15 protein-coding genes are annotated in these 13,337 nt (G+C 63.4%); 3 read left to right on the top strand and 12 right to left on the bottom strand.

The window, feature by feature from the left end:
- Window positions 1-61: 61 nt before the first annotated feature.
- Both ASE85_RS21570 and ychF read right to left on the bottom strand, forming a co-directional pair.
- Window positions 62-583, bottom strand: a complete 522-nt coding sequence (locus tag ASE85_RS21570; protein ID WP_056693836.1) for a DNA-deoxyinosine glycosylase — start codon at window positions 581-583, stop codon at window positions 62-64.
- Between the two features lie 6 nt (window positions 584-589).
- Entirely contained in the window at window positions 590-1,690 is a 1,101-nt protein-coding gene (ychF, locus tag ASE85_RS21565; protein WP_056693833.1) for a redox-regulated ATPase YchF, read from the bottom strand.
- Between the two features lie 153 nt (window positions 1,691-1,843).
- Here ychF and ASE85_RS21560 point away from each other — a divergent pair, with 153 nt between their 5' ends.
- A complete protein-coding gene (locus ASE85_RS21560; RefSeq protein ID WP_156358468.1) occupies window positions 1,844-2,287 on the top strand; it encodes a DUF983 domain-containing protein in 444 nt (147 codons plus the stop codon).
- On the opposite strand, the gene ASE85_RS21555 is transcribed toward ASE85_RS21560, so the two are convergent.
- The 4 genes from ASE85_RS21555 to ASE85_RS21540 are packed head-to-tail and all read right to left on the bottom strand — an operon-like array spanning window position 2,284 to window position 4,929.
- Complete coding sequence (locus ASE85_RS21555; RefSeq protein ID WP_056693830.1) at window positions 2,284-3,036, bottom strand: glutaminyl-peptide cyclotransferase; 753 nt, start codon at window positions 3,034-3,036, stop codon at window positions 2,284-2,286. The genes ASE85_RS21560 and ASE85_RS21555 overlap by 4 nt on opposite strands.
- Window positions 3,033-3,770, bottom strand: coding sequence for a CAF17-like 4Fe-4S cluster assembly/insertion protein YgfZ (gene ygfZ, locus ASE85_RS21550; RefSeq protein ID WP_056693823.1), 738 nt, complete (start codon window positions 3,768-3,770; stop codon window positions 3,033-3,035). Before ygfZ ends, ASE85_RS21555 begins: the two co-directional genes overlap by 4 nt.
- 38 nt (window positions 3,771-3,808) lie before the next feature.
- Window positions 3,809-4,675 (bottom strand): EamA family transporter RarD, encoded by an 867-nt coding sequence (gene rarD, locus ASE85_RS21545; RefSeq protein ID WP_268795151.1) that lies wholly within the window; start codon window positions 4,673-4,675, stop codon window positions 3,809-3,811.
- Between the two features lie 32 nt (window positions 4,676-4,707).
- Window positions 4,708-4,929: a hypothetical protein gene (locus tag ASE85_RS21540; protein WP_056693820.1), complete on the bottom strand. Its 222-nt coding sequence runs from the start codon at window positions 4,927-4,929 to the stop codon at window positions 4,708-4,710.
- Between the two features lie 157 nt (window positions 4,930-5,086).
- Between ASE85_RS21540 and ASE85_RS21535 the strand changes: the two genes are divergently transcribed.
- Window positions 5,087-5,818: a hypothetical protein gene (locus tag ASE85_RS21535; protein WP_056693815.1), complete on the top strand. Its 732-nt coding sequence runs from the start codon at window positions 5,087-5,089 to the stop codon at window positions 5,816-5,818.
- Between the two features lie 143 nt (window positions 5,819-5,961).
- On the opposite strand, the gene ASE85_RS21530 is transcribed toward ASE85_RS21535, so the two are convergent.
- From ASE85_RS21530 to ASE85_RS21505, 6 genes are all read right to left on the bottom strand, one after another.
- Complete coding sequence (locus ASE85_RS21530; protein ID WP_056693811.1) at window positions 5,962-6,645, bottom strand: DUF2490 domain-containing protein; 684 nt, start codon at window positions 6,643-6,645, stop codon at window positions 5,962-5,964.
- A gap of 142 nt (window positions 6,646-6,787) precedes the next feature.
- The gene (locus ASE85_RS21525; RefSeq protein ID WP_056694147.1) at window positions 6,788-8,416 is read right to left on the bottom strand and encodes an alpha-D-glucose phosphate-specific phosphoglucomutase; all 1,629 of its coding nucleotides are present in this window, start codon (window positions 8,414-8,416) and stop codon (window positions 6,788-6,790) included.
- 247 nt (window positions 8,417-8,663) lie between these two features.
- Window positions 8,664-9,233 (bottom strand): aminoacyl-tRNA hydrolase, encoded by a 570-nt coding sequence (gene pth / locus ASE85_RS21520; RefSeq protein WP_056693808.1) that lies wholly within the window; start codon window positions 9,231-9,233, stop codon window positions 8,664-8,666.
- Window positions 9,234-9,370: 137 nt separating this feature from the next.
- The gene (locus ASE85_RS21515; RefSeq protein WP_056693805.1) at window positions 9,371-9,991 is read right to left on the bottom strand and encodes a 50S ribosomal protein L25/general stress protein Ctc; all 621 of its coding nucleotides are present in this window, start codon (window positions 9,989-9,991) and stop codon (window positions 9,371-9,373) included.
- Window positions 9,992-10,485: 494 nt separating this feature from the next.
- Window positions 10,486-11,373, bottom strand: coding sequence for a TraB/GumN family protein (locus ASE85_RS21510; RefSeq protein WP_056693801.1), 888 nt, complete (start codon window positions 11,371-11,373; stop codon window positions 10,486-10,488).
- Window positions 11,370-12,284 (bottom strand): TraB/GumN family protein, encoded by a 915-nt coding sequence (locus ASE85_RS21505; RefSeq protein ID WP_056693799.1) that lies wholly within the window; start codon window positions 12,282-12,284, stop codon window positions 11,370-11,372. The genes ASE85_RS21510 and ASE85_RS21505 overlap by 4 nt, the downstream gene beginning before the upstream one ends.
- A gap of 137 nt (window positions 12,285-12,421) precedes the next feature.
- Between ASE85_RS21505 and ASE85_RS21500 the strand changes: the two genes are divergently transcribed.
- Window positions 12,422-13,294: a glycine--tRNA ligase subunit alpha gene (locus tag ASE85_RS21500; RefSeq protein WP_056693796.1), complete on the top strand. Its 873-nt coding sequence runs from the start codon at window positions 12,422-12,424 to the stop codon at window positions 13,292-13,294.
- The last annotated feature ends 43 nt before the right edge of the window (window positions 13,295-13,337 follow it).

Raw genomic sequence — 13,337 nt, 5'->3', positions numbered from 1 at the left:
CTGTGCAATAAAAGTCGCTTAGCAGCGATGCCATGACGGTAAAGTGACGTTTTGGTAGGCTTTATGCCAGTGGCGCGCGCAACGCCATCCAGGCAGCCTTCTTCGCCTCGCGCGACAGGCTGGCATAGGCGCCGCTGGACGAGGGCAGGTCGATCAGCGCCAGCCCCGGCCGGTCGCCCAACTGGCGTCGTCCGTGCAGGGCGGCTGTCTTCCCGTTGAAGCCGATCGCCCTAAGCGCGGGCAGACGATCCACGAACAGCCCCAGGTCGCGCAATTCCGCCCCCTTGATGCTGCTGTCCAGACTGCCGGGCCGCTCCGCGCTTTCGATCACGTCCCACAGGCCGACGCCAAGCGCGCGTAGCCGTTTCAGCCGCATGGCATAGGGCTGGCCGCGCAGGTCTTCATCCAGGACATCGCCCAGCAAGTCCCAGAACGCATTGCCGCGATGGGCATAATATTCGCCCTGCCTGATCGAGGCATCACCGGGCAGGCTACCCAGGATCAGCAGGCGCGTATCTGCGTCGATGCTGGGCGGGAAGGCGGCCTTGCGCTGCGCAGGCATCTGGCCAAGGCGCAGCGCCATCGGCGATCAGACGTTGAAACGGAACAGCATGATGTCGCCGTCCTGCGTTACATATTCCTTGCCTTCGGAGCGCCACTTGCCCGCTTCCTTGGCGCCGGCTTCGCCGTTGAACTGGACATAATCCGCATAGGCCATGGTTTCGGCGCGGATGAAGCCCTTTTCGAAATCGGTGTGGATCGCGCCGGCGGCCTGCGGGGCCTTGCTGCCCCTGGCCACAGTCCAGGCGCGGGCTTCCTTCGGTCCGACGGTGAAGAAGGTGATGAGGCCGAGCAATTCATAGCCGGCCCGGATGATGCGGGCGAGGCCAGCCTCGGTCAGGCCCAGCGCTTCGAGATATTCGGCGCGTTCCTCGACCGGCATGGTGATGAGTTCCGCCTCGATCGCGGCGGAGACGATCACGGCCTTGGCATTTTCGGCCGCCGCCTTCTCGAAAACGCGGGCCGAATGGGCGTTGCCGGTGGCGGCGCTTTCTTCCTCGACATTGCAGACATAGAGGACGGGCTTGGAGGTCAGCAACTGCGCCTGCGCGAAGAGGCGCTCTTCCTCGACATCCTTGGGCACGGTCAGGCGCGCAGGCTTGCCGTCGCGCAGCAGGTCGAGTGCCTGTCCCAGCACGGACGCGGCGGCCTTGGCTTCCTTGTCGCCCTGCGCCGCCTTCTTGGCGAGGTTGGGGACTCGCTTTTCCAGGCTTTCCAGGTCGGCGAGCATCAGTTCGGTTTCGACCGTGTCGGCGTCGGCAATGGGATCGACCTTGCCCTCGACATGGGTGATGTCGCCATCCTCGAAGCAGCGCAGCACATGGACGATCGCATCTGTTTCGCGAATGTTCGCCAGAAACTGGTTGCCCAGCCCTTCGCCCTTTGAAGCACCGCGCACCAGACCGGCGATGTCGACGAAGCTCAACTGCGTTTCGATGATCTTCGCGCTGCCGCCAATCTTGGCGATCGTATCGAGCCGGTCGTCGGGCACGGCAACGCGGCCCTCATTCGGCTCGATCGTGCAGAAGGGATAGTTGGCCGCCTGCGCCGCCTGCGTTTCGGTCAGCGCATTGAACAGGGTGGACTTGCCCACATTGGGGAGGCCGACGATACCGCAACGAAAACCCATTTGACTGCCTTACAAGATCGGAAAGAAGGATTGCCGCGCCGATAGCGCTTTGTGCATGGAAAGGCCAGCCTTGGGCGAAAGCGAGGGTAGGACAAAAGGCGCAGTTGATTGGCGCGGGGGCGATACGACATAGGGAGGATGGCTGGAGGCGATATGGATCAGACGAGCGACACCCACTGGATCGACCAGAATGGTCGTGCATGGAAGAAGCGCCCGGCGCATGAAACCGGCGCGCTGGGCCGCTGTCCGCGTTGTGGCGAGGGGCATATCTTCACCGGATTCCTGACGGTGCGCGACCATTGCGAGGTTTGCGGGCTGGACTACAGCTTTGCCGATCCCGCCGATGGCCCAGCCGTGTTCGTGCAACTCTTTGCCTGCGTGCCGGGCGTCGTCTTCATCGTGATGCTGGAGATCATGGCGCGACCGGGCCTGTGGGTGCATCTGGCGGTGGGCGTGCCCGTGCTCATCCTGACAGCGATCCTGCCGTTGCGCCCGATCAAGGGCTGGCTGATCGCCGCCCAGTTCACCACTCGCGCGCAGGAAGCCGGCACTGCCGCCCTGTGGGCCAAGCTGCATGGCGGCGAACCGCGCGGTTAGGGCTTGGCCCTCACCTTAATTTCGAACAGTTTCGGCCAGTTCTTGCCGGTGATGAAGACGCGGTCCTTTCCCGCATCATAGGCGATGCCGTTGGCGACCGCCTCGCTATCGGTCACGCCGGCGGCCTTGCGCAGGGGGGCAACGTCGATCCAGTCGATCACCGCGCCGGTCGCGGGATCGATGCGGGCGATGCGGGTGTCGTACCAGATATTCGCCCAGATTTCGCCGCGCACATATTCCAGTTCGTTGAGCCGTTCGATTGCGCGACCGTTCCACGTCACGGTGATGCGGCGCTGCTCGGCCAGGCTGTCGGGATCAAGGAACCGCAATTGCGCGGTGCCATCGCTCATGATCAGGCTGCGGCCATCCTGCGTCAGGCCCCAGCCTTCGCCTTCATAGCGAAAATCGGACAGGGGCGTGAAGTCGGTCAGGTTCCAGACGAAACCCCTGCGATGACGCCATGTCAGGCTGACCAGCCGGTCCTTCCAGTTGACGATTCCCTCGCCGAAATAGGGCGGTTCGACTGTCCGGCTTTGCAGCACCTTCCCGGTCTTGAGCGCGACCTTGCGGACTTCGGACTGGCCCTCCAGACCGGTGCTCTCGTAGAGAACGCCGTCGAGATAGAAGAGTCCTTCGGTAAAGGCCTGCGCATCATGGGGATAGGTCTTTACCAACGTCCAGCGCGTGTCGGCGGCGGCGGGCGCACTCAGGGTGAAGGCGCAAAGCAGCGCCAGCGCGATGCGCTTCATTCGGCTGCCTGGCCTTCGATCGCGGTGGCGAGCCACGCAGGCAGGGCGTCATGGTCGATCGAGTCCACACGGTGCAATTCGATCGAGAGGCCAAGGTCGGTCAGGGCGGCGCGCTGGCGCTTCTCATCCGCCTGCGCCAGCGGCACCGCGATGAGCCGCCGGTTCACCTTGTTTCGATAGTGCATGCGGGCGGTATTTTCCTGTCCGACATAGCAGCCCTTGTCATAATCGACGCCGTGCAATTCCTCCGCATTGGTTTCCAGCCAGAGCGTCTGGTCCTGCCCCAGTTCGCCAGCGCCCTCGAACACGCCCAGCGACAGGCGGTGGGCGCGGAAGGCGGCAGAGGCATCGCCATCGGTGACCCGCGCCAGCCAGCGATGGCCTAGCGCGGGGAGGCGGGGGTCTAGCGGGCGGTCAGTTGCTTCGAGCGACCAATGCACCGCCAGATCGTCCTCACGAGCGATCACGGCCTTGCGGCGCAGACGGTAGAGGGTCAGCCTTTTGGCGAGAGCGTCGGCCTGCGTGGCTTCGCAGTCGATCAACACATCGTCGCCGTCTGTCCACAGGATGAAGTCGAACAGCGCCTTGCCCTGCGGCGTCAGCAGCGCGGTCCAGCGCGGCTTTCCCTCCGCCAGTGTCAGGACGTCGCGGGTCAGCAGGCTCTGAAGCAGGGGCCTCACATCTTCGCCGGAAAGTCTCAGGATCGCGCGGTCGGTCAGGGTGGTGCCAGTCATGGCCCCTAAATAGGAGCGCCACGGCATTTAGCCAAGCCTTATGCCGCCGCCATCCGGCTGCGCCGCGCCGTGGCGATACCGTCGCCGGCGAAGAGGAGGAGGCCGATCCAGATCAGGCCGAAACTGGCCATCTGACCGCCGCTCAGTGTCTCGCCGAAGAGCAGCACCCCGCACAGAAACTGGAGCGTGGGGGCGACATATTGCATCAGGCCGAGCGTCGCCATCGGCAGGCGCTGGGCCGCCATGGCGAACAGCACCAGCGGCACGGTGGTTACCGCGCCGGAAATGATGAGCAACGCCGTAGTCGGCCCGTCCTGCCCGAAGCCCGTGCCGCCATGGCTCAATTCCCAGAGGAGATAGGCGATCGCGAGCGGCGTCAGCAGAGCGGTTTCGACGCCCAGACCGGTCATCGGCGCAACCGGCGTCAGCTTGCGCAGCAGGCCGTAGAAAGCGAAGCTGAACGCCAGCGACAGGCTGATCCAGAGCGTCGTCAGCGCCGACGCGGCGAGGATGGCGACGCCGACCGAAGCCACGGCGATCGCCAGCATCTGCGGCCGGCGGAGCTTTTCCTTCAGAACCAGAACGCCCAAAGTCACGTTGACCAGCGGGTTGAGGAAGTAGCCCAGACTGGCGGCAACGATATGGCCTTCATTGACGGCCCAGACATAGGTCAGCCAGTTGATGCCGATCATGATCGCAGACCCCGCGAGCGGCAGGACCAGCCGTCGGTCGCGGAGCGCCGTGACGAAGGCGGGCAACCCCTTGCGCACGGCGACGATGGTCAGGATCAACAGCAGCGACCAGAGGATACGCTGGGTGACGATCTCGACCGGGTCGACATGGTGCAGCAAGCGGAAGAAGAGTGGCAGCAAACCCCACAGGCCATAGGCACCCAGCGCCGCCAACAGTCCCTTACGCGATTCGAGATGATCCTGCGTCAGAAGATACCCCCGCCCAGGAACAGCCGCAGCGCGCCGAAGGCTGCGACGATCAGGCAGAAATTCCGGCCGCCATTCTTTGACGATATCATGCCGATGAGGGCGCCGAACAGGGCCAGCGGGATCAGGATCCAGTTGAGCGCACCCAGAAACGGGAACACCGCCGGGATCATCAGGACGAGGGTGACAAGGCCGATAAAGCCTGACAGGATATTGAGCATGGGCCGACCATGGCCTTTCATCTGTCCCGGATCAAGACAGTGGGACGAGGCCAGTCGATCCTGACTGGCTATCTGCGCAAAAATCGGCAGATTCACCAAAAATCCTAACGCAATATTAACCTCTGTTCTTCAGGGCTTGTTTACGAAGGAGTGAAGGATGGCGCGTTTCCGGTCTGTTGGTATGATGTCCCTGGTTCTGGCGCTGGCCGCCTGTGGCAAGGGGGACAAGGATGCCAGCCTTGCGTCGCTCGACGCGCAACTGACCGACAATGCGACCGATCCGGCGCTGAAGGGCGCGCTGGCCGATCCGATCGTGGTCGATCCGCAACTGGTGGGCCAGTCCAATCGCAATGCCGTGCGCACCGCCGACAGGCCCGCCAATGGCGCGGTGCCGGTGCTGACCGGCGATGCCGGTGCGGCGCAGGCGGAGGCGGTGAAGCTGGCCGGGGGCAAGTTGCTGAGCGCACCGGCCGCGACGCAGGGGGAGGCGCTGGCATCCACCGTGACGCTCGGCGCGGTCGCGCGCGATGGCGCTGGCAAGGGCAATTGCGCCAAGAAGCTGAATTACGGCATGGAATGGGCGCAGCGGCTGCCCGAACCTTTCACTCTCTATCCCGGCGCGCAACTGACCGAGGCTGCTGGGGCGCAGGCTGACGGTTGCACGTTGCGCGCGGCCAGTTTCGTGACGCCGGCGCCGCGGCAGGGCGTGATGGACTATTATTACACGCTGGCGCGCCGCGCCGGCTATGATGGCGAGCATAAGGTGATGGGCGGCGACCATGTGCTGGGCGGGACGCGCGGCGCCGATGGCAGCGCCTATTTCATCCTCTTCACCGATGCGCCGGGCGGTAAGACCAGCGTGGACATCATCGCCGACAATGGGCGCTAAGCCGGTTTTGCGACAGCGAGTTGGACAGTTGTTACGCATCAAGCGATTTTAAGTCGCTGTAATGTTTGTGTTTTTCTCCGCCTTTGCGTGACGTTGTCGCGCTGGCATCCTATTTGTCTTTACAATCAATCACTTGCCGCTGGTCAGTGGCGGAAGAACAGCGTGACCGACGCGACATGGTTGATGCGCGTGTTGCCGGCGCGCTGGTTCACCAACTGGTTCAGATAGCCGACCTCCAGCGTCGATGCGCCGGGCAGGCCGATCTCTGCGCCGATGAAGCTGCGGAGCTGGTCGAAGCCGGCGCGGGCGCCCCAATCGGTGTCGTCGAGCGCGGCGAACCCTTCCGCATAGACCAGCGCATTGACGGCGTCACTGCCGGGCTTGAGCGGCTTTTCGTAGCGCAGCATCTCGCGCAGGCGCCAGCCCATGTCGTCACCATCGGAGCGCCAGCGCTGTTCCAGCCGGGTGCGGGACGACAGTTCGCCGCCCCATGGCTTGCCCAGCGTCCAGTTCAATTGCTGAAAGCTGCGTTCTTCATTGAGATCCTTGCCGCCTTCGATCGGCACGACGACATGGGCATAGCCCTGATAGACGGTCATGGTGGGCGACAGTTTCCAGCCCAGCGCGCCACGGAACAGCGACTGGTCCACCCGCGACATGCCGTCGCCGATGCGCGGCTGGATTTCCGCGAAATAGACCAGTTCGTCCTTGATCGAGCCCATGGCGGTCAGGTTGAGCCAGAATTGTTCGTCTTCGCGGGTCGCCGCATCGGCCGGGCTGGAGGCAACGGCAAGGCAAGCGGACAGGCAAAGGGCAAGACGGCGCATGATGGTCCCTGAAACAGAAGAGGGGGGCAGGCAGCCGGTATCCGGCTTGCTGCCCCCTTAATGCGCGCGCATTGCTATCCTGTGTCCCGACCGTGAGTTTGTGTCCGGCACGACCATGGTTTGCGCCGGACCTTGGAGAAGGTCAGGTGATGACGCTGGGCTTGTCCATGCCGGTATGGCCGCTGATGTCGGCGACCTCCTGCGCGGCGGCGATGAGCGGGGCAAGGGCGTCGCCTGTCTCCAGCCCAAGATCGCCGTCCGGTCCAACGTAACGCTCGATATAGACGCGCAGGGTCGCCCCCTCCGTGCCGGTGCCCGACAGGCGGAACACGACGCGCGATCCATCCTCGAAAAGGATGCGGATGCCCTGATTGCGGCTGACCGACTGGTCGGTGGGATCGGTGTAGGCGAAATCGTCGGCGCTCTTTACCGTGCCGCCGCTGTTGCTGGTGCCCGGCAGGGTGGCAAGGCTGTCGCGCAGCGCCGCCATCAGCGTGTCGGCCCGGTCCTTGGCGATCGCCTCATAATCATGGCGGGCATAATAGTTGCGGCCATAGGTCGCCCAATGGTCGGTCATGATGGCGGCTACGCTCTGCTGGCGCACGGCCAGGATGTTGAGCCAGAGCAGCACCGCCCAGATGCCGTCCTTTTCGCGGACATGGTCCGATCCGGTGCCGGCGCTTTCCTCGCCGCAGATGGTCGCCATGCCGGCGTCGAGCAGGTTGCCGAAGAATTTCCAGCCGGTCGGCGTCTCATAGAGCGGAACGCCCAGCTTTTCCGCGACCCGGTCGGCCGCGCCGCTGGTCGGCATGGAACGGGCGATGCCCTTGAGGCCGCCCTTATAGCCCGGCGCCAGATGCGCATTGGCCGCCAGCACAGCGAGCGAGTCCGACGGCGTCACATAGCTGTGCCGGCCGATGATGAGGTTGCGGTCGCCATCGCCATCCGACGCAGCGCCGAAATCGGGCGCGTCGGCGGCCATCATCCGGTCATATAATTGCTTGGCGTGGACCAGATTGGGGTCGGGATGGTGATGGCCGAAATCGGGCAGGGGGGTGCCGTTCATCACCGTGCCGGCGGGGGCGCCCAGGCGGCGCTCGAAAATTTCCACCGCATAGGGGCCGGTGACGGCGCTCATGCTGTCGAAGGCAAGAGTGAAGCCGCCGGCGATCTGCGCACGGATGGCAGGAAAATCGAACAGGCTTTCCATCAGGTCGGCGTAGAGCGCGACGGGATCGACCACCTCGACGGTCATGGCGGCCAACTGGGCCGTGCCGATCATGTCGATGTCCACATCGGCGGCTTCGAGGATCTTGTAGCTGTCGATCACCAGCGATCGCGCGGCGATGGCATCGGTCACCTTTTCCGGTGCCGGGCCGCCATTGCCGATATTATATTTGATGCCGAAATCTTCGTCCGGGCCGCCGGGATTGTGGCTGGCCGACAGGATGAGGCCGCCGAACGCGCCGGAGGAGCGAATGAGGTGTGAGGCGGCGGGGGTGGAGAGGATGCCGCCCTGGCCCACGAGCACGCGGCCAAAGCCGTTGGCGGCAGCCATCTTGATGACGATCTGGATGACTTCGCGGTTCAGATAGCGACCGTCTCCGCCGACCACCAGCGTCTGGCCGGCAAAGCCGTCGAGGCTGTCGAACACCGACTGCACGAAATTTTCCGCATAATGGGGCTGCTGGAAAACCCGGACCTTCTTGCGCAGGCCGGACGTGCCGGGCTTCTGGTCGTTGAACGGCATCGTGGAAACGGTCTGAATCACCCAAAATCCCCTGAACTGTATTTCAGCGGCCTTATGGCCCGGCAATGTCGCCATGCGCAATCAGGTTGCGATATCCTGGCGGGGGAATGTCGGCGTGTATCGACCGGCAGCCGTAACCGGTTGTGCCCCGGCGACGGCCGGGGGCCGGTTCCGGTGTCTCGACTGGACCCCGGCCTTCGCCGGGGAACAGCATGACTATCGCGATGAGGCATTGTCATCGCGCTTGGGTAGACGATGTTTCAGCAGTTCAATCCGCCAGCCGCAGCGCCACTTCGTTCATGAAGCGGACGTCGTCATTCTTCGCCAGCCATTCGGCCTCCGCGCCGATCGCGCCGAGCATGTCGGCCAGCGCGTCCATCTCGCTCTTGGCATAGTTGCCCAGCACATAGCCATGGACCTTGTCCTTATGGCCCGGATGACCGATGCCGATGCGGACGCGGCGGAAATCATTGCCGATATGGGCGTCGGTGGAGCGCAGGCCATTATGCCCTGCATTGCCGCCGCCGCGCTTGACCTTCACCTTCATCGGGACAAGGTCGAGTTCGTCGTGGAAGACCGTCACATCCTGCGGCGTCAGTTTGTAGAAGCGCATCGCCTCGCCGATCGAGCGGCCGCTTTCGTTCATGAAGGTCGCGGGCTTGAGCAGGATGACCTTGTCCGTGCCGATCCGCCCTTCCTGAACCCAGCCCTGAAACTGCTTTTTCGCTGGGGAGAAGCGATACATATCCGCGATCAGGTCCGCGACCATGAAGCCGACATTGTGCCGGTGCATCGCATATTGCTGCCCCGGATTGCCCAGGCCCGCCCAGATTTGCATCAATATCCTCCAGAAAAGCAAAACCCCGTTCGCCCTGAGCCTGTCGAAGGGCCTTTCTGCTTCCAAGTAGGGAAGGAGCAGGCTTCGACAGGCTCAGCCCGAACGGGGTTGAGCCAATAGCGTATCGCTCGAAAGGCTTATTCGCCTTCGGCAGCTTCCTCGGCATCCGCTTCGCCTTCGGCGCTCTTGAGAGCCGACGGGGCGACGACGGTCGCGATCGAGAAATCGGTGTCGGCATGCAGGGCCTTGCTGCCCTTGGGCAGGGTCACGGCGCTGATGTGCAGCGAATCGCCGACTTCCAGGCCGGTCAGGTCGACCACGACTTCTTCGGGAATGTTGGCGGCGTCGACTTCCAGTTCGATGTCGTGCGCCACGACGTTCAGCACGCCGCCCTTCTTCAGGCCCGGCGATGCGTCTTCATTTTCGAAGCGCACCGGCACATGGACGTGAACGGTGGCATGTTCCGAAACGCGCAGGAAATCGGCGTGCAGCGGACGGTCACTGACGGGGTGGAAGGCCACGTCCTTGGCGAGCGTGCGGACTTTCTTGCCGCCGACTTCGACCATGATGACCGAATTGAAGAAGTGGCCGGTGCCGAGCTGCTTGTTGAGGAGCTTTTCCTCGACATGGATCGACAGGGGTTCTTCGTTCATTCCATAGATGACGGCGGGTACGCGGCCCTCACGGCGGAGGGCGCGGGAGGCTCCCTTGCCTGCCCGATCGCGTGCCTCGGCCGACAGCGTAAGCTGCTCGCTCATAGCGTGTCTCCAAAAGCAAAATTGATGTACGTTCCCGCCACGCCTCCAGGGATGACCATCGCGGGAAGGCGGGCCTTTAGCAGAAAAGGGCGGGAATGCAAGGGTGGGGCTATATCGAATTTAGCAGTCGAAGGCCTCCCATGGCTTCTTCTTCCCTTCGTAAGTTTATCCAATTCCGTTCGCGACATGAGCGAACCGCAGGAAGGCAATTTTCTAGGATCGTCACGGTCACGATTTTCTCCGCCTCGTAGGCGGAACCTAATTCGGTATGAATCTGCCTATACCGCTTGTTCGGATTTCCGTGCCATGGCAGCCCCTCGATCATACGACGAACATTGTTCGGATATGCTGCAATGCGTGACTCAAGCTTGTTTGCTTTACCAACATAAAGACCGACGCCTTCGATGCGCCATTCGTAAATTCCCGCTCCATTCAAATCAAATGAAGACGGATTTACCATTTTGTACCAGCCAGACCTTAGCCTCAACGGCATCTTACTGCACCCGCGTTACAGTAAATCCCTTGGCCTTCAGCAATTCGATCAGGTTTTCCCGGCCGGTCAGGTGCCCCGCGCCCACCGCGATGAAGGGCTTGCCCTGCATCGGTTCGATCGCCTTCGCCCAGTCGCGGTTGCGGGCGACCAGCACGGCTTCCTCGACCACCGGGTCGGGCTGCTCGCCATTCTGGTCTTCCTTCGCGATCGCCTCCATGTCGCCCTTGCCCCACGCGGTGAGGATGCGGTCGTACAGCGCCTTCATCCCCTTGGCTTCATGGATGGTCTGCACCAGCAGCGCCGATTGCGCGCTTTCCGGGAGGGTGTCGAACGCCGCGAACTGCCGCTCCACCGTCTCCAGCCCGCCGATCGGCTTGCCGGCCTTCTTGTACGCGGCGATCAGTACCGGCTCCACGCCGTCGCTCTGGCTGACGCCCAGATCCTGCTGGCTGGCGGCGGACAGCAGCATCGCAGCGGCCCAGCTTTCATAGCCGGACAGAAGCTGGCTGTTCGTGCCGCCATCGGCCAGAGCCTTGCCCAGCGCCGTCTTCTCGTCATCGGGCACGCGCTTTTCCAGCGGCGGCAGGTTGGGGCTGCGGCCCATCTTCTCGAACAGGGCAAGCGTCTTCTGTTCGTCCTGCAAGTCGGCCGCTTCCAGGACCAGCCGGTCGGATGCGCCCATGGCGTCCCTGATCGCCGGCGTCTCCCACGCCAGCCCCTTGGGCAGGACATGGATGGTGCCGAACAGCCAGCCGTCGAAGGCGCCGCGCTGGACCTGCCACAAAGCGGGGCCGCCCTCGACCTTGGCCACGGGCTTGCTGTCCTGTCCGCAGGCCGCGACCAGCGTCAGCGCGAACAACGCCAGCAGGCGGGTCAGGATAGGCTTCATGGCTTGACCTCCTGGAGGCGGCTGGCGCGGATGCCCAGCGCCTTGAGTTGCTCCTGTACGCTGCCCTTGCCGGCCAGATGGCCCGCGCCGACTGCGACGAAGACGGTGCCCGGCTGAGCAAGGCGGGCCTTGATCCACTTGGCCCAATTGGCGTTGCGGCCGGTCAGCAGCACTTGCGCCAGTTCCGGCGTCGCTTCCAGCGACTCGTTCATGGACTTTGCGAGTTTGTCGGGCTGACCCGCCTGCCAGTGGCGCAGCAGGTCGCCAAATTCCTTTTCCATGTCGGGCAGGCCATCGACCGTGGCATTGAGGAACTGCACTTGCTGTTCCATCGGCAGGCTGGCGAAGAAGCCCACCTGCTGCTCCACCGTCTCCAGCGCATCGACTGTCTTGCCCGCGCCGGTGGCGGCGCTGCGCAGGATTTTCTCCGCGCCCAGGTCATTCTTGTAGCCCAGCTTCTCCAGCGGCGCGACCGACAGGGCCAGACCGCTCATCCACGGATTGAACATGTCGAACGGCCGCCAGGGCAAGCTGTTCGCTTCCATCGCGGCCTGATATTTGACGCGCGCTTCGGGCGTCAGTCGATCGGACAGCTTCACCCCGTCCTTCGCCATCGCCATGCCGGCCATGGTTGCGCCGATCGCGTTTGGATTGTCCGGCTCGATGATTTCCAGCACCAGCGTGTCGGACCGGTCGAAGGCGCGCTTCACGTCGCCATGGAACCAGTCGATATCCGGTTTCATCACATGGACGGTGCCGAACAGATAGATGGTGGTATCGGCATCCTTCACCGCCCACAGCGCCGGGGTGGCGGTGACGGGGGACGCCGGGGCAGGGCGGGCCTGCGCACCGGCGCCGACCAGGAGCAGGGCGGCCGCGAAGGTGCGGGCGATGGAGCGGAATAGGGTCATGCCCCTTCAATGGGGAGGGCGCGGCGCAAGGGCAAGCCGCTTAACCCTGTTTGCCGCAGCCATACCCTTGACCGTTTCGACCCCATGCGCCAATGCGCGGCAGAATATCGCCATAGCTTATATATAAGGGACTATCCGTGGCCGAAGGCAAAGTGCTTTCCTTCCAGGACTTGATCCTGACCCTGCATGCCTATTGGGGGAAGCAGGGCTGCGTCATTCTCCAGCCGCTTGACATGGAAGTCGGTGCGGGCACCTTCCACCCCGCGACCACGCTGCGTGCGTTGGGGCCGAACGCCTGGAACGCCGCCTATGTCCAGCCCAGCCGCCGGCCCACGGACGGCCGCTATGGCGAAAACCCCAACCGGCTCCAGCATTATTACCAGTATCAGGTGATCATGAAGCCGTCGCCGGCGAACCTTCAGGAACTGTATCTGGGGTCGCTGGTCGAAATCGGCATCGACCCGCTGGTCCATGACATCCGCTTTGTCGAGGATGACTGGGAAAGCCCGACGCTGGGCGCCTGGGGGCTGGGCTGGGAAGTGTGGTGCGACGGCATGGAAGTCACGCAATTCACCTATTTCCAGCAGATGGGCGGATATGACTGCAAGCCGGTCGCGGGCGAACTGACCTACGGGCTTGAGCGCCTCGCCATGTATATTCAGGGCGTCGACAGCGTCTATGACCTGAAATTCAACGATGCCGGCGTCACCTATGGCGACGTCTTCCTCGAAAATGAGCGGCAGATGTCGAAATGGAATTTCGAGGTCGCCGACACCGAAAAGCTGTTCCGCTGGTTCAAGGATTGCCGCGCGGAATATGAGCAGTGCATCGCCAATGGCGTGCCGCTCGCCGCATTCGAGCAGGCGATCAAGGCGTCGCACACCTTCAACCTGTTGCAGGCGCGCGGCGTGATCTCCGTGCAGGAACGCGCCAGCTATATGGGCCAGGTGCGCGACATGGCGAAGGGCAGTTGCGAGGCGTGGATGGACGTGAACGGGTGGGCCGCGTGAGCGCACAATCCGTCCTGCCCCGATCCCCGTTCGTGCTGAACTT

Source organism: Sphingobium sp. Leaf26 (assembly GCF_001421665.1).
Taxonomy (GTDB): domain Bacteria; phylum Pseudomonadota; class Alphaproteobacteria; order Sphingomonadales; family Sphingomonadaceae; genus Sphingobium.
This window is presented reverse-complemented; position numbering and strand designations above follow the sequence as displayed.